Origin of the sequence: Enterobacter sp. DTU_2021_1002640_1_SI_PRY_ASU_LCPMC_013 (assembly GCF_032389435.1) — a bacterium.
Lineage (GTDB): Bacteria > Pseudomonadota > Gammaproteobacteria > Enterobacterales > Enterobacteriaceae > Enterobacter > Enterobacter hormaechei_C.
The window spans coordinates 4868940-4888385 of record NZ_CP135594.1; the positions used below are offsets into that span (position 1 = coordinate 4868940).

A 19446-nucleotide genomic window follows, 5' to 3' on the forward strand; every position below is an offset into this window, starting at 1 on the left:
CATGGCCGGCGCAAAAGAGATACGTAGTAAGATCGCAAGCGTCCAGAACACGCAAAAGATCACTAAAGCGATGGAGATGGTCGCCGCTTCCAAAATGCGTAAATCGCAGGATCGCATGGCGGCCAGCCGTCCTTATGCAGAGACCATGCGCAAAGTGATTGGTCACCTTGCAAACGGTAATCTGGAATATAAGCACCCTTACCTGGAAGAACGCGACGTTAAGCGCGTGGGCTACCTGGTGGTGTCGACTGACCGTGGTCTGTGTGGCGGCTTGAACATTAACCTGTTCAAAAAACTGCTGGCGGATATGAAAGGCTGGTCCGATAAAGGCGTTCAGTGCGATCTGGCACTGATTGGCTCTAAAGGCGTCTCTTTCTTTAACTCCGTTGGCGGCAACATTGTCGCTCAGGTGACCGGTATGGGTGATAACCCGTCCCTGTCCGAACTGATCGGCCCGGTTAAAGTGATGTTGCAGGCCTACGATGAAGGCCGTCTGGACAGACTGTACGTTGTCAGCAACAAATTTATTAACACCATGTCTCAGGTGCCTACGCTCACTCAGATGCTGCCGTTACCGGCATCAGAAGATGACGAGCTGAAACAGAAAGCCTGGGATTACCTGTATGAACCCGATCCGAAACCGCTGCTGGATACCCTGCTGCGTCGTTACGTTGAATCTCAGGTTTATCAGGGCGTTGTAGAAAACCTGGCCAGCGAGCAGGCCGCACGAATGGTGGCGATGAAAGCCGCGACCGATAATGGCGGCAGCCTGATTAAAGAGCTGCAGTTGGTTTACAACAAAGCTCGTCAGGCCAGCATTACTCAGGAACTCACCGAGATCGTCTCGGGGGCCGCCGCGGTTTAACCAGGTTTACGAATTACGTAGAGGATTCAAGATGGCTACTGGAAAGATTGTCCAGGTAATCGGCGCCGTGGTGGACGTCGAGTTCCCTCAGGACGCCGTACCACGCGTGTACGACGCGCTTGAGGTACAGAATGGTAACGAGAGCCTGGTGCTGGAAGTTCAGCAGCAGCTCGGCGGCGGTATCGTGCGTACCATCGCCATGGGTTCTTCCGACGGTCTGCGTCGTGGTCTGGAAGTAAAAGACCTTGAGCACCCGATCGAAGTCCCGGTAGGTAAAGCAACACTGGGTCGTATCATGAACGTATTGGGTCAGCCAATCGACATGAAAGGCGACATCGGTGAAGAAGAGCGTTGGGCTATCCACCGCGCGGCACCTTCCTACGAAGAGCTGTCCAGCTCTCAGGAACTGCTGGAAACCGGCATCAAAGTTATCGACCTGATGTGTCCGTTCGCGAAGGGCGGTAAAGTCGGTCTGTTCGGTGGTGCGGGTGTAGGTAAAACCGTAAACATGATGGAGCTGATCCGTAACATCGCGATCGAGCACTCCGGTTACTCCGTGTTTGCGGGCGTGGGTGAACGTACTCGTGAGGGTAACGACTTCTACCACGAAATGACCGACTCCAACGTTCTGGATAAAGTATCCCTGGTTTACGGCCAGATGAACGAGCCACCAGGAAACCGTCTGCGCGTTGCGCTGACCGGCCTGACCATGGCTGAGAAGTTCCGTGACGAAGGCCGTGACGTTCTGCTGTTCGTTGATAACATCTACCGTTATACCCTGGCCGGTACGGAAGTATCTGCGCTGCTGGGTCGTATGCCTTCAGCGGTAGGTTATCAGCCTACGCTGGCGGAAGAGATGGGTGTTCTTCAGGAACGTATCACCTCTACCAAAACCGGTTCTATCACCTCCGTTCAGGCGGTATACGTACCTGCGGATGACTTGACTGACCCATCCCCAGCCACCACCTTTGCTCACTTAGATGCAACCGTGGTACTGAGCCGTCAGATCGCGTCTCTGGGTATCTACCCGGCCGTTGACCCGCTGGACTCCACCAGCCGTCAGCTGGATCCACTGGTTGTTGGCCAGGAGCACTACGACACCGCGCGTGGCGTACAGTCCCTGCTGCAACGTTATCAGGAACTGAAAGACATCATCGCCATCCTGGGTATGGATGAACTGTCAGAAGAAGACAAACTGGTGGTAGCACGTGCGCGTAAGATCCAGCGCTTCCTCTCCCAGCCGTTCTTCGTTGCGGAAGTATTCACCGGTGCTCCTGGTAAATACGTTTCCCTGAAAGACACCATCCGTGGCTTTAAAGGCATCATGGAAGGCGAATACGATCACCTGCCAGAGCAGGCGTTCTACATGGTTGGTTCCATCGAAGAAGCCGTGGAAAAAGCCAAAAAACTTTAACGCCTTAATCGGAGGGTGATATGGCAATGACTTACCACCTGGACGTCGTCAGCGCAGAGCAACAAATGTTCTCTGGTCTGGTCGAGAAAATCCAGGTAACGGGTAGTGAAGGTGAACTGGGTATTTTCCCGGGTCACGCACCGCTGCTCACCGCCATTAAGCCTGGTATGATCCGCATCGTTAAACAGTTCGGTCATGAAGAGTTTATCTATCTGTCCGGCGGCATTCTTGAAGTGCAGCCAGGCAGTGTGACCGTTCTGGCCGATACCGCTATTCGTGGCCAGGATCTCGACGAAGCGCGAGCCCTGGAATCGAAGCGTAAGGCTGAAGAGCACATTAGCAGCTCTCATGGTGACGTGGATTACGCTCAGGCGTCTGCGGAGCTGGCCAAAGCGATCGCGAAACTGCGCGTTATCGAGTTGACCAAAAAAGCGATGTAACACCGGCTTGAAAAGCACAAAAGCCAGTCTGGATCCCAGGCTGGCTTTTTTTTTCGGCCTTAATTCATGATGAAAAAGATGTAGAATTTTAAGCATCAAACGTTTTTACTTCTCACACAAACTACCGTCAGGATGCGTATGTTAAACAGTGCGATGAGCGTGGTGATCCTTGCCGCAGGCAAAGGTACCCGCATGTATTCCGATCTGCCTAAGGTGCTCCACACGCTGGCAGGAAAGCCAATGGTTCAGCATGTTATTGATGCAGCGAATGAATTAGGCGCCAGCCAGGTGCATCTGGTTTATGGACATGGCGGCGATCTGCTGAAAAAAACGCTGCGTGACGACAATCTCAACTGGGTGCTACAGGCAGAACAGTTGGGTACAGGCCATGCGATGCAGCAGGCTGCACCCTTCTTCGCTGATGATGAAGATATCCTGATGCTCTACGGCGACGTCCCGCTGATCTCCGTTGAAACCCTCACTCGCCTGCGTGAAGCCAAACCGCAGGGCGGCATCGGTTTGTTGACCGTCGTACTGGACGATCCAACCGGCTATGGCCGCATTACGCGTGAAAACGGCAACGTGACCGGGATTGTTGAGCATAAAGATGCCACTGACGAACAGCGCCAGATTCAGGAGATCAACACCGGCATCCTGATTGCGAACGGTGCGGATATGAAGCGCTGGCTGTCCAGACTCAACAATAACAACGCGCAGGGTGAATACTACATCACCGACATCATTGCGATGGCGTACCAGGAAGGGCGTGAGATTGCCGCCGTTCACCCGGCGCGTATCAGCGAAACGGACGGGGTAAACAACCGCCTTCAGCTTTCTCGCCTGGAGCGTATTTACCAGTCCGAGCAGGCAGAAAAGCTGTTGCTCGCGGGCGTTATGCTGCGCGATCCGGCGCGTTTCGATCTGCGTGGCACGCTGACCCACGGGCGTGACGTTGAAATAGATACTAACGTTATCCTGGAAGGTAACGTCACGCTGGGCAACCGCGTCAAAATCGGCACTGGCTGCGTGATTAAAAACAGCGTGATCGGTGACGACTGCGAAATCAGCCCGTACAGCGTGGTGGAAGATGCCCATCTTGAGGCGGCATGTACCATCGGCCCGTTTGCGCGTCTGCGCCCGGGCGCTGAGCTGCTGGAAGGCGCTCACGTAGGTAACTTTGTGGAAATGAAAAAAGCGCGTCTGGGTAAGGGCTCGAAAGCCGGTCATCTGACCTATCTGGGCGATGCGGAAATTGGCGACAACGTAAACATCGGTGCTGGAACTATCACCTGTAACTATGACGGTGCCAATAAGTTTAAAACCATCATCGGTGATGATGTGTTTGTAGGCTCCGATACCCAGCTGGTGGCGCCCGTCACCGTGGGCAAAGGCGTGACCATTGCCGCCGGGACAACCGTTACGCGCGATGTGGCCGAGAACGAGCTGGTGTTAAGCCGTGTGCCGCAGGTCAGCAAGCAGGGCTGGAAACGCCCGGTGAAGAAGAAGTAACAACAAGGCGGGTGGCGCTATGCTTACCCGCCCTACGATTGAGTAGGCCTGATAAGGCGTTGCCGACATCAGGCAAACCCGGGTGAGGAGATAAATATATATCTCCCCCCACAAGCAGTACCCATAAAAATAACCCCACTCTCTACAAGGCTCGGGGCGCCCGGAAAGGGCAAATACAGGTCAGCGACAACGCATGGCATAACGCCATAATCAGGAAATCTAACTATGTGTGGAATTGTTGGCGCAGTTGCGCAGCGTGATATTGCTGAAATCCTTCTCGAAGGTTTACGTCGTCTGGAATACCGTGGTTACGACTCAGCCGGTCTGGCTGTGGTCGATGCAGAAGGTCATATGACCCGTCTGCGTCGTCTCGGTAAAGTGCAGATGCTGGCCCAGGCTGCGGAAGACCATCCGCTGCACGGTGGCACCGGTATTGCGCACACCCGCTGGGCGACCCACGGTGAGCCATCTGAAGGCAACGCACACCCGCATGTGTCTGAACACATTGTGGTGGTGCACAACGGCATTATCGAAAACCACGAACCGCTGCGTGAAGAACTGAAAGCGCGCGGCTATACCTTCGTCTCTGAAACCGACACCGAAGTGATTGCTCACCTGGTGCACTGGGAGCTGGCACAGGGCGGTACACTGCGTGATGCGGTGCTGCGCGCTATCCCTCAGCTGCGTGGTGCTTACGGTACGGTGATCATGGATTCCCGCGACCCGTCCACGCTGCTGGCCGCGCGTTCCGGCAGCCCGATGGTGATTGGTCTGGGCATGGGTGAAAACTTTATCGCTTCCGACCAGCTGGCGCTGCTGCCGGTTACCCGTCGCTTTATCTTCCTGGAAGAGGGAGACATTGCCGAGGTGACGCGTCGCAGCGTGACCGTATTCGACACGAAAGGCGAGCAGGTTAAGCGTCAGGAGATCGAATCAAACCTGCAATACGACGCGGGCGACAAAGGTGCTTACCGTCACTACATGCAGAAAGAGATCTACGAACAGCCAAACGCCATCAAAAACACCCTGACCGGGCGCATCAGCCACGGCGAAGTGGATCTGAGCGAGCTGGGCGCAAACGCCAACGAACTGCTCGGCAAGGTCGAGCATATTCAGATCGTGGCCTGCGGTACCTCTTATAACTCCGGTATGGTCTCGCGCTACTGGTTTGAATCTCTGGCGGGCGTGCCGTGTGATGTGGAAATCGCGTCTGAGTTCCGCTACCGCAAATCTGCGGTGCGTCGTAACAGCCTGATGATCACCCTTTCTCAATCTGGCGAAACGGCCGATACCCTGGCGGCGCTGCGTCTGTCTAAAGAGTTGGGTTACCTGGGCTCGCTGGCCATCTGTAACGTGCCGGGTTCTTCGCTGGTACGTGAATCCGATCTGGCGCTGATGACCAAAGCCGGCACTGAAATTGGCGTGGCTTCCACCAAGGCGTTTACCACTCAGTTAACCGTTCTGCTGATGCTGGTGGCGAAACTGGCGCGTCTGAAAGGTCTGGATGCCTCCGTTGAACACGACATTGTGCATGGCCTTCAGGCGTTACCGAGCCGTATCGAGCAGATGCTGTCTCAGGACAAACGCATTGAGGCGCTGGCGGAAGATTTCTCTGACAAACATCACTCCCTGTTCCTGGGTCGTGGCGATCAGTATCCGATTGCGCTGGAAGGCGCGCTGAAGCTGAAGGAGATCTCTTACATTCACGCTGAAGCTTACGCGGCAGGTGAACTGAAACATGGCCCGCTGGCGCTGATCGACGCGGATATGCCGGTTATCGTGGTGGCACCGAACAACGAACTGCTGGAAAAACTGAAATCTAACATCGAAGAAGTGCGCGCCCGTGGTGGTGTACTGTACGTCTTTGCGGATAAAGATGCCGGTTTCGCCAGCAGCGACAACATGCACATCATCGAGATGCCGCATGTGGAAGAGGTGATTGCGCCGATCTTCTATACCGTTCCGCTGCAACTGCTGGCTTATCACGTCGCGCTGATCAAAGGCACCGACGTTGACCAGCCGCGAAATCTGGCGAAGTCTGTTACCGTCGAATAATACCCTAACTACAGAGGCTGTCTTTTTAAGCCAGCCTCTTATTATTCCTTTATGTTGTAATAATTATCCCCCCACCTTTTTTGTTTCTTTTACATCCCGTTACATATTTTAAGCCAACAGCATTTTATTATTCTTTGCGTAAATAATGATCTGTTGGTGCATTCTTTCAAGAAAAGATATAGATATATTCCTAAAAAAATCCCGAAAAAAATAAAATCACACATTTTAAATATCATGTATTTCTATTTATCTATTGCTGATATTTCTACAGTTTATTCGTATTAATCTCGGGTAAAAAACATAATTGTCATATGTCAGGGGTGCGCTGTAATATCGCGTTCGCTTTAAAGGATGGTGTGTTTTATTTATCTGCATTAATGCAGCCTAAATAAATAATATAATTTATGGAGTGTATTATGAAATTAAACGTCTTAGCCAGTGCGCTGGTTTTATCTTCTACTTTTTTATCAGGTGCAGCGTTAGCGGCTGACGGTACCGTTCATTTCCGTGGTGAAGTGATTGACTCAGCGTGTGAAGTGACTTCAGATACTGCCGATCAAATTGTCAACATTGGTCGCGTTGCCGTTACGACGTTCGCTGGTGTTGATTCAACAGCGTCTGTTAAGGATTTCCACATTCGACTGGATAAATGCCCGGCAACCTATACTCAGGCTGCGGTGCGTTTTGATGGTACCGAAGATAAGGACACTATTGGTAAAGGTTATCTGTCAATCGGAACCCCGGTTAATGGTGAGGCGGGTACAGACGGCCAGTACAGTGGCGATGGTCAGGCAATCGCCGCGACAGGTGTAGCGATCAAGCTGTTCAACCTGAGCGATGATACCGCGATCCCTCTTTATAACAATTCTAAATACGTTGCCATTACTGACGGTAAAGCAGATATGGGCTTCAAAGCGAAGTTTGTACAGACGCTAGCGGTGGTGACGCCAGGTACTGCTAACGCTGATTCTCAGTTTACCATCGAATATCTGAAGTAATCGTCATACTTGGTCCGGAGCCTGCAATCAATTCTCATAACAGGCTCCTTTATGTATTGAAGGATATTAATATGCCAGGACGAATAGTAGGTGTGTTATTCGCGTGTTATCTTACCGGTATTTCTACGCTGGCATCCGCAGGGGTTATTATTGGTGGCACTCGAGTAATTTATTTAATTGATAAATCTGACGCGACTATTACTATAAAGAATAATGAAGCGACGATTCCTTATCTTATCCAGACCTGGATCGATCCGTTTAATAATATTCAAACAGCAAGAAAACCGCCTTTTACCGTTATTCCCCCTGTCTCGCGCCTGGAGGCCGGACAGGAAAAAGTACTGCGCATTATGAAAATACAGGGCGAACTCCCTCAGGATCGTGAGTCAGTATTCTGGCTGAATATTAAGAACATCCCACCAACCAGTGGAAAACCTAATTCCCTTGAAATCGCAATTAAGACGCGTATTAAGCTCTTCTGGCGTCCCGCAACGTTGAATATCACTCCTGAACGTGCCGCTTCACGTGTGAAGTGGCACGTTCAGAATCGGCAACTGATTCTGGAAAATCCAACGCCGCTCCATATCAATGTAATGAATGTGACTGTTGACGGCAAAGATGTGCCGCTAAACATTGTCCCGCCTTTTGAAACCTTACATTTGCCGCTCCCTGAAGGCGTTAACGGCCGCGCTCTGGTCTGGCGGTTTGTGAATGATTTCGGTGCGATTAGCCAGGATATAAAAGTAGCGCTTTAAACAAAGGATTGTTTTTTATGGAGTGTTCCCGTTTTTTCATCGCGCTTGCTTCAGGGGTGTTTCTTGGTTTATCCAGCGAGGCAACTGCCAGGGATATGTTCAACCCTGCGCTTCTTGAAATTGATCATCCGGTGGATATCGATATTCACCAGTTTAACCGCGCTAACAACCTGCCAGCCGGGAACTATAAGGTTGATATCCAGGTTAACGGCGAATACGTTGACCGTCGGGATGTGACCTTTAGTGAGGATACGACAACCCGCAGTCTGCATCCTTGCTTTTCTAACGTTAAAACCGTACTCGCTGAACTGGGCGTCAAAGTCGCTGCAATTAAGACGCTTAACAATATTGATGAAAAAACCTGTCTGGATCCCGCACCGCTTGTACCCGGATCAACCTGGACATTCGATACCGATAAACTTCAGCTCAACGTCACTCTTCCGCAAATTTATATTGATGTTGCTGCGCGTGGATTTATCAGCCCTTCACGCTGGGATGAGGGCATCAATGCGCTCATGGTGAACTACCATTTTTCCGGCTCAAGCACGGTGCACGCCAGCGAGGGAGATAAAGATGATTTTTATTATCTCAACCTGCGCAACGGTGCCAACCTGGGGGCATGGCGTTTACGCAACTACAGTACGCTGAACGTTACGGATGGGCACTCCAGTTACCATTCAATTAGTACCTACGTGCAGCGTAATATTGCAGCATTGCGCAGCCAAATCATGCTGGGAGACACGTGGACGGCGAGCGAGGTATTTGACGGTACGCAGGTGCGCGGTATGCGTCTCTATACTGACGATGACATGCTGCCTTCGAGCCTGACAGGATTTGCACCAGTGGTGCGTGGTGTTGCGAAAAGCAACGCGACGGTTATTGTGCGGCAAAATGGTTACATCATTTACCAGTCGGCCGTGCCGCAGGGGGCGTTTGCGCTCAAGGATTTAAACACGACCAATTCAGGTGGCGACCTTGATGTCACCATCAAAGAGGAGGACGGTAGCGAGCAACATTTTACTCAGCCTTACGCCTCGCTGGCGATCCTGAAGCGTGAAGACCAAACCGATGTCGATCTCAGCGTAGGAGAACTGCGCGATCAAAACGACTTTCAGCCGACCCTCTTCCAGGCGCAGGTGTTACGTGGTTTGCCTGCGGGCGTGACCTTATACGGCGGCGTGCAGGCTGCAAGTGACTATACTTCCGCCGCGATGGGGCTGGGGAAAGATATGGGATCGCTTGGGGCTATTTCTGTGGACGTTACGCATGCTCGCGCTCAGTTTGAAGATAGCGAGGACGAGAGCGGGCAATCCTACCGTTTTCTTTACTCCAAACGTTTTGATGATACCAATACCACGTTTCGTTTGGTCGGGTACCGATACTCCACACAGGGCTACTACACCCTGAACGAGTGGGCATCTCGCCAGAATAATGACAGTGATTTCTGGACCACGGGTAACCGCCGTAGCCGGCTGGAAGGGACATGGACGCAAAACTTCGGCGACGGGATGGGAAATATCTATCTTACGCTGAGCCGCCAGCAGTACTGGAAAACGGATGAAGTCGAGCGGCTGGTGCAGCTGGGCTACAGCAATTACTGGCGCAATATTTCGTGGAACGTCTCCTGGAACTATACCGATTCACTCACGTCCGCCCATAACACCTCAGACAGAGATTCCCGCAACAGCCCGCAGAGCGAACAAATTTTTATGCTATCGCTCTCCGTACCGCTTTCAGGCTGGCTGCATGACAGTTACGTCAACTACGGCTTTACGCAGAATAATCATGGGAAAGGCATGCATCAGGTTGGGTTGAGCGGTACTGCGCTGGATGCGCATAACCTCTCCTGGAACGTACAGCAATCTTATGATGCGGATGACGATGCGTACAACAACAGTGCAGGAATGGGGTATGACGGTACCTATGGTTCGGTGAACGCCAGTTACGACTATAACCAGGATAATCAGCGCCTTAATTATGGTGTTAAGGGAGGCATTCTGGCGCACGGCGACGGGATAACGTTCTCACAAGAGATGGGCGAAACCGTAGCGCTGGTGAAAGCCCCCGGTGCTGCCGGGTTGGGGCTGGAAAACGGCACCGGTAAAGCGACGGACTGGCGTGGCTACACGGTGCAGACTCAGCTCAACGCTTATGATGAAAACAGGGTAGAGATAGACAGTGACTATTTTGCGAAGGCCAATGTTGAAATTGATAACAGCATACTCAGCGTCATCCCGACGCGCGGCGCGGTAGTACGAGCGGAGTTTGCCACTCACGTGGGCTATCGCGTCCTGTTTAGCGTGAGGCAAAAGAACGGGAAACCCGTACCGTTTGGCGCAATGGCCACGGCAAATCTGTCAACGGGCACCGTAAGCGGCATTGCCGGTGAAAATGGAGAGCTCTATCTCTCTGGAATGCCAGAGGAGGGCGCGTTTGTACTGACATGGGGCGCAGATAAAGCAGCGATCGCCTGCCCGGTTAACTATCGCCTTCGCCAGCCTGAAGGGGTTGGGCTGGTACAGGTATCGGCAGTATGCCAATAGGGAAATGACATGAAATTCAGGACACAGCTGTTTTTAACCGCGCTGACGATGCTTATGACGCCGGTATGCAAGGCCTACACGACTGGCGATGGCATATGCCATACGGTGGGGGGAGCCAACATCTATAATCTTAACTTAAACGGCAAACAGATTCCGGCGGATAAAAATAAAGCCAGTACAGAGGTGAGAGATCTGGAAACGTTGTCCGCATCCACGACCTACAAGGCTCAATGTGATTGCCTGACCCATTTTACGACAACATTTCGCACGATGTACTACACCGCGCGGTCAATGTTGAGCCCGGACCGGGTAATAAACGGCTATACCTATTACCGACTCAGTGACAATCTCAGCATTGCTACGTCCGTACAGGTGCTGGGGCGGGATTTCATTCCTGTCCCATTCACTGCTGAACCAAACAAAATGACCCATGGGACCTATTGCTATGCCCCGGGTGAAGAGGGGGATGAGGTCACCCTGGATACAGGGTCAAAAATACAGGTCTCCTTTTTAATTAATAAGCCCTTTATTGGCCGGATTAGCGTACCCGGCACGGTGGTGGCCGATCTCTATGGCGGGCTGGACGAGGCTTCCTCCACTGCCAGCACAGACAAAATGGCGGAAATAAGAATCGTCGGTGATATCGTGGTTCCACAGAACTGTGAGATAGCCCCAGGCCAGACGCTGGAAATTGATTTCGGCAAAATCCCTGCCACTGACTTTTCCTCCACCAAAGGCGCTGCCGTGAGCGGTCGCAAGGTGAAAAAGACGATTCAGGTGCAGTGTACGGGCATGCTGGATGAAGATATTGTCTATTCTACCTTCCGTGCCGATCCTGTCGATACAGATGCCATGATGATGAAAGTCAACGGTAACGATGATGTGGGTATCACCGTGTACGACAAGTGGGATCGTCAGGTCAATGTGAATGGCGGAAAAATGGACATGGATAAGGGAATAAACACTGGTGGCGCCGAAAACAATTCGCTCACCTTTTCCGCCGCGCCTGCCAGTGCAACGGGGGCCCAGCCCAAACCGGGCGCCTTTGAAGCTTACGCAACAATCACCCTCGAAATTGAACACTAATCCTCCAACGGCTGTTTATGACAGCCGTTGTCATTTTTAGCCTTTTGCACCAGGCTTATTTGTATCACTGTGACAAAAATATGACATTACTTTGAATTAAAAACCTTTTCTCTCAATGAGTTAATCTTTCATTTTGCATTGTCATAAAACTGTCATATTTCGTACATTTATCTGTCACCTGTTTGTCCTATTTTGCTCATCGTAGCCACTTAAACAATGATTTACGAAATCCTTGCAGGAGACATTATGAAAGTTATGCGTACCACTGTCGCAACTGTTGTCGCCGCGACCTTATCGATGAGCGCTTTCTCTGCCTTTGCAGCAGCAAGCCTGACTGGCGCTGGTGCAACCTTCCCTGCGCCGGTGTATGCCAAATGGGCAGATACCTACCAGAAAGAGACCGGTAACAAGGTCAACTATCAGGGTATCGGCTCCTCCGGTGGCGTAAAACAAATTACCGCTAACACCGTTGATTTCGGCGCGTCAGATGCCCCTCTGTCTGATGAAAAACTGAATCAGGAAGGCCTGTTCCAGTTCCCGACCGTGATCGGCGGCGTTGTGCTGGCTGTTAACATCCCTGGCCTGAAGTCAGGCGAGCTGGTGCTGGACGGCAAAACCCTGGGTGACATCTACCTGGGTAAAATCAAAAAATGGGATGACGAAGCCATCACTAAGCTGAACCCGGGCGTTAAGCTGCCTTCGCAGAATATCGCGGTGGTTCGTCGTGCTGACGGCTCTGGTACCTCTTTCGTGTTCACCAGCTACCTGGCGAAAGTGAACGAAGAGTGGAAATCTAAAGTCGGTTCCGGCTCTACCGTTAACTGGCCAACCGGTCTGGGCGGTAAAGGCAACGACGGTATCGCAGCCTTCGTACAGCGTCTGCCAGGCTCCATCGGTTACGTAGAATACGCTTACGCTAAGCAGAACAACCTGGCTTACACCAAACTGGTTTCTGCCGACGGCAAACCGGTTAGCCCGACCGAAGAGAACTTCGCCAACGCCGCGAAAGGCGCTGACTGGAGCAAATCCTTCGCGCAGGACCTGACCAACCAGAAAGGCGACGATGCATGGCCTATCACGTCTACCACCTTCATTCTGGTCCACAAAGAGCAGAAGAAGCCTGAGCAGGGTGCTGAAGTACTGAAGTTCTTCGACTGGGCATACAAGAACGGCGGCAAACAGGCGAACGACCTGGATTACGCCAGCCTGCCGGACAGCGTGGTTGAGCAGATTCGTGCTGCATGGAAAACCAACGTGAAAGACAGCAGCGGTAAAGCGCTGTACTAACAGGATATATTTAACGAAGATGGCGGGTGGCGCGCAGCGATCCCGCCCTACGGTTCATCCTGTAGGCCCGGTAAGCGTTAGCGCCACCGGGCATATTCGTAAAAACGTCTCAAACAGAAGAGTAATTTATGGCTGCAACCAAGCCTGCATTTAACCCTCCGGGTAAAAAAGGTGACATGATTTTCAGCGCGCTGGTGAAACTGGCTGCGCTGATTGTGCTATTGCTGCTGGGCGGCATTATCGTGTCCCTGATTTTCTCCTCCTGGCCGAGCATTCAAAAATTTGGTTTCGCCTTCCTGTGGACCAAAGAGTGGGATGCGCCGAACGATATTTACGGTGCGCTGGTGCCGATTTACGGCACGCTGGTGACCTCTTTTATCGCCCTGCTGATTGCGGTTCCGGTGAGCTTTGGTATTGCCCTGTTCCTGACGGAACTGGCGCCAGGCTGGCTGCGACGTCCGCTGGGTATCGCCATTGAACTGCTGGCGGCCATCCCAAGTATCGTTTACGGCATGTGGGGCCTGTTTATCTTCGCGCCGCTGTTTGCGACGTACTTCCAGGAGCCGGTCGGTAACGTTCTCTCTGCCATTCCGTTTGTGGGGGCGCTGTTCTCCGGCCCGGCATTCGGTATCGGCATTCTGGCGGCAGGTGTGATCCTCGCCATCATGATTATTCCGTACATTGCGGCGGTCATGCGCGATGTCTTCGAACAAACCCCGGTGATGATGAAAGAGTCCGCCTACGGCATCGGCTGCACCACCTGGGAAGTTATCTGGCGCATCGTCCTTCCGTTCACCAAAAACGGGGTGATTGGCGGCATTATGCTGGGCTTAGGCCGCGCGCTGGGTGAAACCATGGCGGTCACCTTTATCATCGGCAACACCTACCAGCTCGACAGCGCCTCGCTTTATATGCCGGGGAACAGTATTACCTCTGCGCTGGCGAACGAATTTGCCGAAGCGGAATCCGGGCTGCACGTCGCCGCGCTGATGGAACTGGGTCTGATCCTGTTTGTTATCACTTTTATTGTGCTGGCTATCTCCAAGCTGATGATTATGCGTCTGGCTAAAAACGAGGGGGCACGCTAATGGCAACTCTCGACATGCAAAACACCGCTCAGCTTGCGGAATCCCGTCGCAAAATGCAGTCAAAGCGCCGGATTAAAAACCGCATTGCGTTGACGCTTTCCATGGCAACGATGGCGTTCGGCCTGTTCTGGCTGATCTGGATCCTGATGTCCACCATCACCCGGGGTATTGATGGAATGTCCCTGGCGCTGTTCACCGAGATGACGCCGCCGCCGAACACGGCGGGTGGCGGTCTGGCAAACGCCCTGGCGGGCAGCGGCCTGCTGATCCTGTGGGCGACCGTTTTCGGTACGCCGTTGGGCATCATGGCGGGTATCTATCTGGCGGAATATGGCCGCAAGTCCTGGATCGCTGAAGTCATCCGCTTCATTAACGACATTCTGCTTTCTGCCCCGTCGATTGTCGTGGGTCTGTTTGTTTACACCATCGTGGTGGCGCAAATGGAACACTTCTCCGGCTGGGCGGGTGTGATTGCGCTGGCGCTGTTGCAGGTGCCTATCGTTATTCGTACCACTGAAAACATGCTGAAACTGGTGCCGGACAGCCTGCGTGAAGCGGCTTACGCGCTGGGTACGCCTAAATGGAAGATGATTTCGGCTATCACCCTGAAAGCGTCCGTCTCGGGGATCATGACCGGTATCCTGCTGGCTATCGCCCGTATCGCCGGTGAAACCGCACCGCTGCTGTTTACCGCCCTCTCCAATCAGTTCTGGAGCACGGACATGATGCAGCCGATCGCCAACCTGCCGGTGACGATCTTTAAATTTGCGATGAGCCCATTCGCGGAATGGCAGCAGCTGGCCTGGGCCGGGGTGCTGATCATCACCCTTTGTGTACTGTTGCTGAACATTCTGGCGCGCGTCATTTTCGCGAAGAAGAAACACGGTTAAATTTTTACGGCGCGGCACATCGCGGCGCCGAATGAGGAAATGAGTCAATGAGTATGGTTGATACTGCCCCGGGTAAGATTCAGGTTCGTGATTTGAACTTCTACTACGGCAAATTCCATGCCCTGAAGAATATCAATCTGGATATCGCAAAGAACCAGGTAACGGCATTCATCGGTCCGTCCGGCTGTGGCAAATCCACGCTGCTGCGCACCTTTAACAAAATGTATTCGCTCTATCCGGAGCAGCGCGCAGAAGGTGAAATTCTGCTGGACGGTGACAACATCCTGACCAATACCCAGGATATCGCCCTGCTGCGTGCGAAAGTGGGGATGGTATTCCAGAAACCCACGCCGTTCCCGATGTCGATCTATGACAACATCGCCTTTGGTGTGCGTCTGTTTGAGAAGCTCTCCCGTGCGGATATGGACGAGCGCGTGCAGTGGGCATTGACCAAGGCCGCATTATGGAACGAAACCAAAGATAAACTTCACCAGAGTGGGTACTCTCTCTCCGGTGGTCAGCAGCAGCGTCTGTGCATTGCGCGCGGTATCGCCATTCGCCCGGAAGTCTTGCTGCTGGATGAGCCGTGCTCAGCCCTGGACCCGATCTCAACCGGGCGTATCGAAGAGCTGATCACCGAGCTGAAGCAGGATTACACCGTGGTGATCGTGACCCACAACATGCAGCAGGCTGCACGTTGTTCTGACCACACGGCGTTTATGTATCTGGGCGAGTTGATTGAGTTCAGCGATACGGACGCGCTGTTCACTCGTCCGGCGAAGAAACAAACCGAAGATTATATTACTGGCCGCTACGGTTGATTTGCCTTAGTGCATGTGGAGAAACCATGGACAACCTCAATCTTAATAAACACATTTCCGGCCAGTTTAACGCAGAGCTGGAAAGCATTCGCACCCAGGTGATGACCATGGGCGGCATGGTCGAGCAGCAGCTTTCTGATGCGATCACGGCGATGCACAACCAGGACAGCGAGCTGGCGAAGCGCGTTATTGAAGGCGACCACAACGTCAATATGATGGAAGTCGCCATCGACGAAGCCTGCGTGCGCATCATTGCGAAGCGTCAGCCGACGGCGAGCGACCTGCGTCTGGTGATGGCGATCATCAAAACCATCGCCGAGCTGGAGCGTATCGGTGACGTGGCGGATAAAATCTGCCGTACCGCGCTGGAGAAATTCTCCCAGCAGCACCAGCCGCTGCTGGTGAGCCTGGAGTCTCTCGGGCGCCACACCGTGCAGATGCTGCACGACGTGCTGGACGCTTTCGCGCGCATGGATCTGGACGAAGCGGTCCGTATCTACCGTGAAGACAAGAAAGTTGACCAGGAATACGAAGGCATTGTGCGTCAGCTGATGACCTACATGATGGAAGATTCACGTACCATTCCAAGCGTACTGACCGCGCTGTTCTGCGCGCGCTCCATCGAGCGTATCGGTGACCGCTGCCAGAACATTTGCGAATACATTTTCTATTTCGTGAAGGGGCAGGATTTCCGACACGTGGGCGGCGACGAGCTGGACAAGCTGCTGGCGGGTAAAGATCCGAAAGAGTGATTTTTACCCTCACCCTAACCCTCTCCCACAGGGAGAGGGGACAATTCGGTTTTCTCCCTCTCCCCTGGGGAGAGGGTCGGGGTGAGGGAAATACTCAGCGAGTAATATCCCACCCGCGCGCCTTCCACAACGCTGGCAGCTGCGCCAGATCGGTAAAGGTTGTCACTTTTGGATGGTCGATCGGCTTGTTGTGCGGATCGGCGCAGAAGTAAAACACCTCCATCCCCGCATCAATCCCTGACTGCGCGCCGGCAGATGAGTCATCCACCAGAATGCAGTTCTCCACGTTGACGTTCATCGCCTTCGCCGCGTGGAACATCAGCGCCGGATCGGGCTTCCAGCGCTGGATATCGTAGCCGCTGAACAGTTTTTCCGGGAAGTGGTGCAACATCTCCAGCTTGCCGAGCGAGTGCTGCATTTTGCTGACCGGTCCGTTAGAGACTACGCAGATCGGCACCGTCATCGCATCCAGCAGCGCGTTAGCGCCGGCGATAACTTCCAGCTCGGCGTCGAAGAGGCGTGCGACCTCGGCGCGGTACACCGGTTCCAGATCCGCTTTCACCAGATCCACCCCGTGCTCTTCGTTAATGATGTCGATGATCTCGTACAGCTTCACGCCCTTAAAGCGTTTAAACACCTCTTCGAGATCGAGCGCAATGCCAAATTCCTGGAACATGGCGACATACGCGCGGGAACAAATGACCTCACTGTCGACCAGCGTACCGTCACAGTCGAAAAATACCGCTTCAATTCCGGACATGCCTTTCCCTTTTAACAAGTTTAACGTTTTCGTACGGCAGTTCACCGGGACGCAATCGTTGCCGTATAAGCAAAATCAATGAAAAAAGTATCCCGTAACCGCCACTATTGTCGCATTTTGGTATAGGATAGCGACGAATTTTCCCTCCTTGTTCGGAAATTGATGATGAGTCAACAACACACTACCCAGACGTCTGGTCAGGGGCTGCTTGAGCGCGTGTTCAAACTGCGCGAGCACGGCACAACGGCACGCACCGAAGTGATCGCCGGTTTTACTACCTTCCTGACGATGGTCTATATCGTTTTCGTTAACCCGCAAATTCTGGGCGTGGCTGGCATGGACACCAGCGCCGTCTTTGTAACCACCTGTCTGATCGCGGCCCTTGGCAGCATCCTGATGGGCGTTTTCGCTAATCTGCCCGTGGCGCTGGCCCCGGCAATGGGTCTGAATGCGTTCTTTGCGTTCGTGGTGGTTCAGGCGATGGGCCTGCCGTGGCAGGTTGGGATGGGCGCTATTTTCTGGGGCGCGGTCGGCCTGCTGCTGCTGACCATCTTCCGCGTGCGCTACTGGATGATTGCGAACATTCCCGTGAGCCTGCGCGTGGGCATCACTAGCGGTATCGGTCTGTTCATCGGCATGATGGGGCTGAAAAACGCTGGCGTTATCGTGGCGAACCCGGAAACGCTGGTGAGCATTGGTAACCTGACCTCTCACAGCGTGCTGCTGGGCGTGCTGGGCTTCTTTATCATCGCGATCCTGGCATCGCGCAACATCCATGCTGCGGTGCTGGTCTCTATCATTGTGACCACGCTGCTGGGCTGGATGCTGGGTGACGTGCATTACAACGGTATCGTCTCTGCGCCACCGAGCGTCTCTACCGTGATTGGCCACGTTGATCTGGCGGGCTCGCTGAACCTGGGACTGGCCGGGGTGATTTTCTCCTTCATGCTGGTCAACCTGTTTGACTCCTCCGGTACGCTGATTGGCGTGACCGACAAAGCGGGTCTGGCAGATGAAAAAGGCAAATTCCCGCGCATGAAGCAGGCGCTGTATGTGGATAGCATCTCTTCCGTTGCCGGCTCTTTCATCGGTACCTCGTCTGTTACCGCTTACATTGAATCCTCTTCCGGTGTGTCCGTGGGCGGTCGTACCGGCCTGACGGCGGTAGTTGTGGGTCTGCTGTTCCTGCTGGTGATCTTCCTCTCTCCGCTGGCGGGGATGGTGCCACCATACGCGGCAGCCGGCGCGCTGATCTACGTCGGCGTGCTGATGACCTCAAGCCTGGCGCGCGTGAAGTGGGAAGATCTGACGGAAGCCGTTCCGGCATTTATTACCGCGGTGATGATGCCGTTCAGCTTCTCGATCACCGAAGGTATCGCGCTGGGCTTTATCTCTTACTGCGTGATGAAGATCGGTACCGGCCGCTTCCGCGAACTTAGCCCGTGCGTGATTATTGTGGCGCTGCTGTTTGTGCTGAAGACTGTGTTTATTGATGCACACTAAGATGCTGGTGGTGTCAGGTGGCGCTTCGCTTACCTGACCTACTGACGAGTGTAGGCCCGGTAAGCGCTAGCGCCACCGGGCTTTTTTATCAGGCTTTCACCCGCTTAATATAATCCCCAAACGCCGTCAGCTGGCCAGACAGATGGTCACGCGTGCTCTGATCCACCACTTCACCCGTCTGCGGGTCGACCTTGTTCTGAATCACGCCGCCCATAAATTCCGGCTTGTTCATCACCATTGCATCCAGGAACACCAGGATCTGACGCAGGTGATACTGGCAGCGCGCGCCGCCGATGGCGCCCATTGAGCTGGTCTGGATCAGTACAGGTTTACCAGACAGCGGCTGCTCCGGTAAACGGGACAGCCAGTCAATGGCGTTCTTCAGACCACCCGGCACCGAGTAGTTATACTCAGGCGTCACAATCACCACGCCGTCAGCCTGACGGATTTGCTCGGCTATCGCTTCCACGCTCTGCGGGAACCCTTCTTCCTGCTGAACGTCAGCATCATAAAGCGGGATGTCGCCAATGGACGGCAGGGCACTGATCTCCATTCCCGCAGGCGCCAGCTGCGGCAGCGTACGGGCAACCATCCCGTTAAAAGAACCTTTGCGCAGGCTTCCCAGTAACGTAACAACTTTCAACGTATCAGACATGATTACTCCTGTTTCATCATGATGA

The 19446-nt window shown here is 53.4% G+C and carries 17 protein-coding genes; 15 read left to right on the plus strand and 2 right to left on the minus strand.

Features of this window, described 5'->3' with window-relative positions:
- Position 1 precedes the first annotated feature (1 nt).
- From atpG to phoU, 14 genes are all read left to right on the plus strand, one after another.
- Positions 2 to 865 carry a F0F1 ATP synthase subunit gamma gene (gene atpG / locus RS584_RS23240; protein ID WP_003862364.1) on the plus strand — a complete coding sequence of 288 codons (864 nt, stop codon included), beginning with the start codon at positions 2 to 4 and terminating at the stop codon, positions 863 to 865.
- A gap of 31 nt (positions 866 to 896) precedes the next feature.
- On the plus strand, positions 897 to 2279 hold the full coding sequence (gene atpD / locus RS584_RS23245) for a F0F1 ATP synthase subunit beta (RefSeq protein WP_015570150.1): 1383 nt from the start codon (positions 897 to 899) through the stop codon (positions 2277 to 2279).
- Positions 2280 to 2299: 20 nt separating this feature from the next.
- Positions 2300 to 2719: a F0F1 ATP synthase subunit epsilon gene (locus tag RS584_RS23250; protein WP_006177560.1), complete on the plus strand. Its 420-nt coding sequence runs from the start codon at positions 2300 to 2302 to the stop codon at positions 2717 to 2719.
- A 138-nt stretch (positions 2720 to 2857) separates the two neighbouring features.
- A complete protein-coding gene (gene glmU, locus RS584_RS23255; RefSeq protein WP_032646648.1) occupies positions 2858 to 4228 on the plus strand; it encodes a bifunctional UDP-N-acetylglucosamine diphosphorylase/glucosamine-1-phosphate N-acetyltransferase GlmU in 1371 nt (456 codons plus the stop codon).
- Between the two features lie 225 nt (positions 4229 to 4453).
- Positions 4454 to 6283 (plus strand): glutamine--fructose-6-phosphate transaminase (isomerizing), encoded by a 1830-nt coding sequence (glmS, locus tag RS584_RS23260; RefSeq protein WP_315748718.1) that lies wholly within the window; start codon positions 4454 to 4456, stop codon positions 6281 to 6283.
- Between the two features lie 416 nt (positions 6284 to 6699).
- Positions 6700 to 7281: a chaperone-usher fimbrial major subunit gene (locus tag RS584_RS23265; RefSeq protein WP_315748719.1), complete on the plus strand. Its 582-nt coding sequence runs from the start codon at positions 6700 to 6702 to the stop codon at positions 7279 to 7281.
- 71 nt (positions 7282 to 7352) lie between these two features.
- Positions 7353 to 8036, plus strand: a complete 684-nt coding sequence (locus RS584_RS23270) for a fimbrial chaperone (protein ID WP_315748720.1) — start codon at positions 7353 to 7355, stop codon at positions 8034 to 8036.
- Between the two features lie 17 nt (positions 8037 to 8053).
- On the plus strand, positions 8054 to 10579 hold the full coding sequence (locus tag RS584_RS23275; protein WP_315748721.1) for a fimbria/pilus outer membrane usher protein: 2526 nt from the start codon (positions 8054 to 8056) through the stop codon (positions 10577 to 10579).
- A gap of 9 nt (positions 10580 to 10588) precedes the next feature.
- Positions 10589 to 11665 carry a fimbrial protein StgD gene (gene stgD / locus RS584_RS23280; protein ID WP_315748722.1) on the plus strand — a complete coding sequence of 359 codons (1077 nt, stop codon included), beginning with the start codon at positions 10589 to 10591 and terminating at the stop codon, positions 11663 to 11665.
- 246 nt (positions 11666 to 11911) lie between these two features.
- A complete protein-coding gene (gene pstS / locus RS584_RS23285; RefSeq protein ID WP_017383706.1) occupies positions 11912 to 12952 on the plus strand; it encodes a phosphate ABC transporter substrate-binding protein PstS in 1041 nt (346 codons plus the stop codon).
- Between the two features lie 128 nt (positions 12953 to 13080).
- Positions 13081 to 14040: a phosphate ABC transporter permease PstC gene (gene pstC / locus RS584_RS23290; RefSeq protein WP_015570141.1), complete on the plus strand. Its 960-nt coding sequence runs from the start codon at positions 13081 to 13083 to the stop codon at positions 14038 to 14040.
- Positions 14040 to 14930 carry a phosphate ABC transporter permease PstA gene (pstA, locus tag RS584_RS23295; protein ID WP_003861156.1) on the plus strand — a complete coding sequence of 297 codons (891 nt, stop codon included), beginning with the start codon at positions 14040 to 14042 and terminating at the stop codon, positions 14928 to 14930. The genes pstC and pstA overlap by 1 nt, the downstream gene beginning before the upstream one ends.
- A 47-nt stretch (positions 14931 to 14977) precedes the next feature.
- Entirely contained in the window at positions 14978 to 15751 is a 774-nt protein-coding gene (gene pstB / locus RS584_RS23300) for a phosphate ABC transporter ATP-binding protein PstB (RefSeq protein ID WP_003861154.1), read from the plus strand.
- A gap of 26 nt (positions 15752 to 15777) precedes the next feature.
- Complete coding sequence (gene phoU, locus RS584_RS23305; protein WP_003861153.1) at positions 15778 to 16503, plus strand: phosphate signaling complex protein PhoU; 726 nt, start codon at positions 15778 to 15780, stop codon at positions 16501 to 16503.
- Positions 16504 to 16597: 94 nt separating this feature from the next.
- On the opposite strand, the gene yieH is transcribed toward phoU, so the two are convergent.
- On the minus strand, positions 16598 to 17263 hold the full coding sequence (gene yieH, locus RS584_RS23310) for a 6-phosphogluconate phosphatase (protein WP_315748723.1): 666 nt from the start codon (positions 17261 to 17263) through the stop codon (positions 16598 to 16600).
- A 165-nt stretch (positions 17264 to 17428) separates the two neighbouring features.
- Here yieH and adeP point away from each other — a divergent pair, with 165 nt between their 5' ends.
- Positions 17429 to 18766: an adenine permease AdeP gene (gene adeP / locus RS584_RS23315; RefSeq protein ID WP_315750041.1), complete on the plus strand. Its 1338-nt coding sequence runs from the start codon at positions 17429 to 17431 to the stop codon at positions 18764 to 18766.
- Between the two features lie 88 nt (positions 18767 to 18854).
- Here adeP and RS584_RS23320 read toward each other — a convergent pair whose 3' ends face one another.
- Complete coding sequence (locus tag RS584_RS23320; RefSeq protein ID WP_003861147.1) at positions 18855 to 19421, minus strand: NADPH-dependent FMN reductase; 567 nt, start codon at positions 19419 to 19421, stop codon at positions 18855 to 18857.
- Positions 19422 to 19446: the final 25 nt, after the last annotated feature.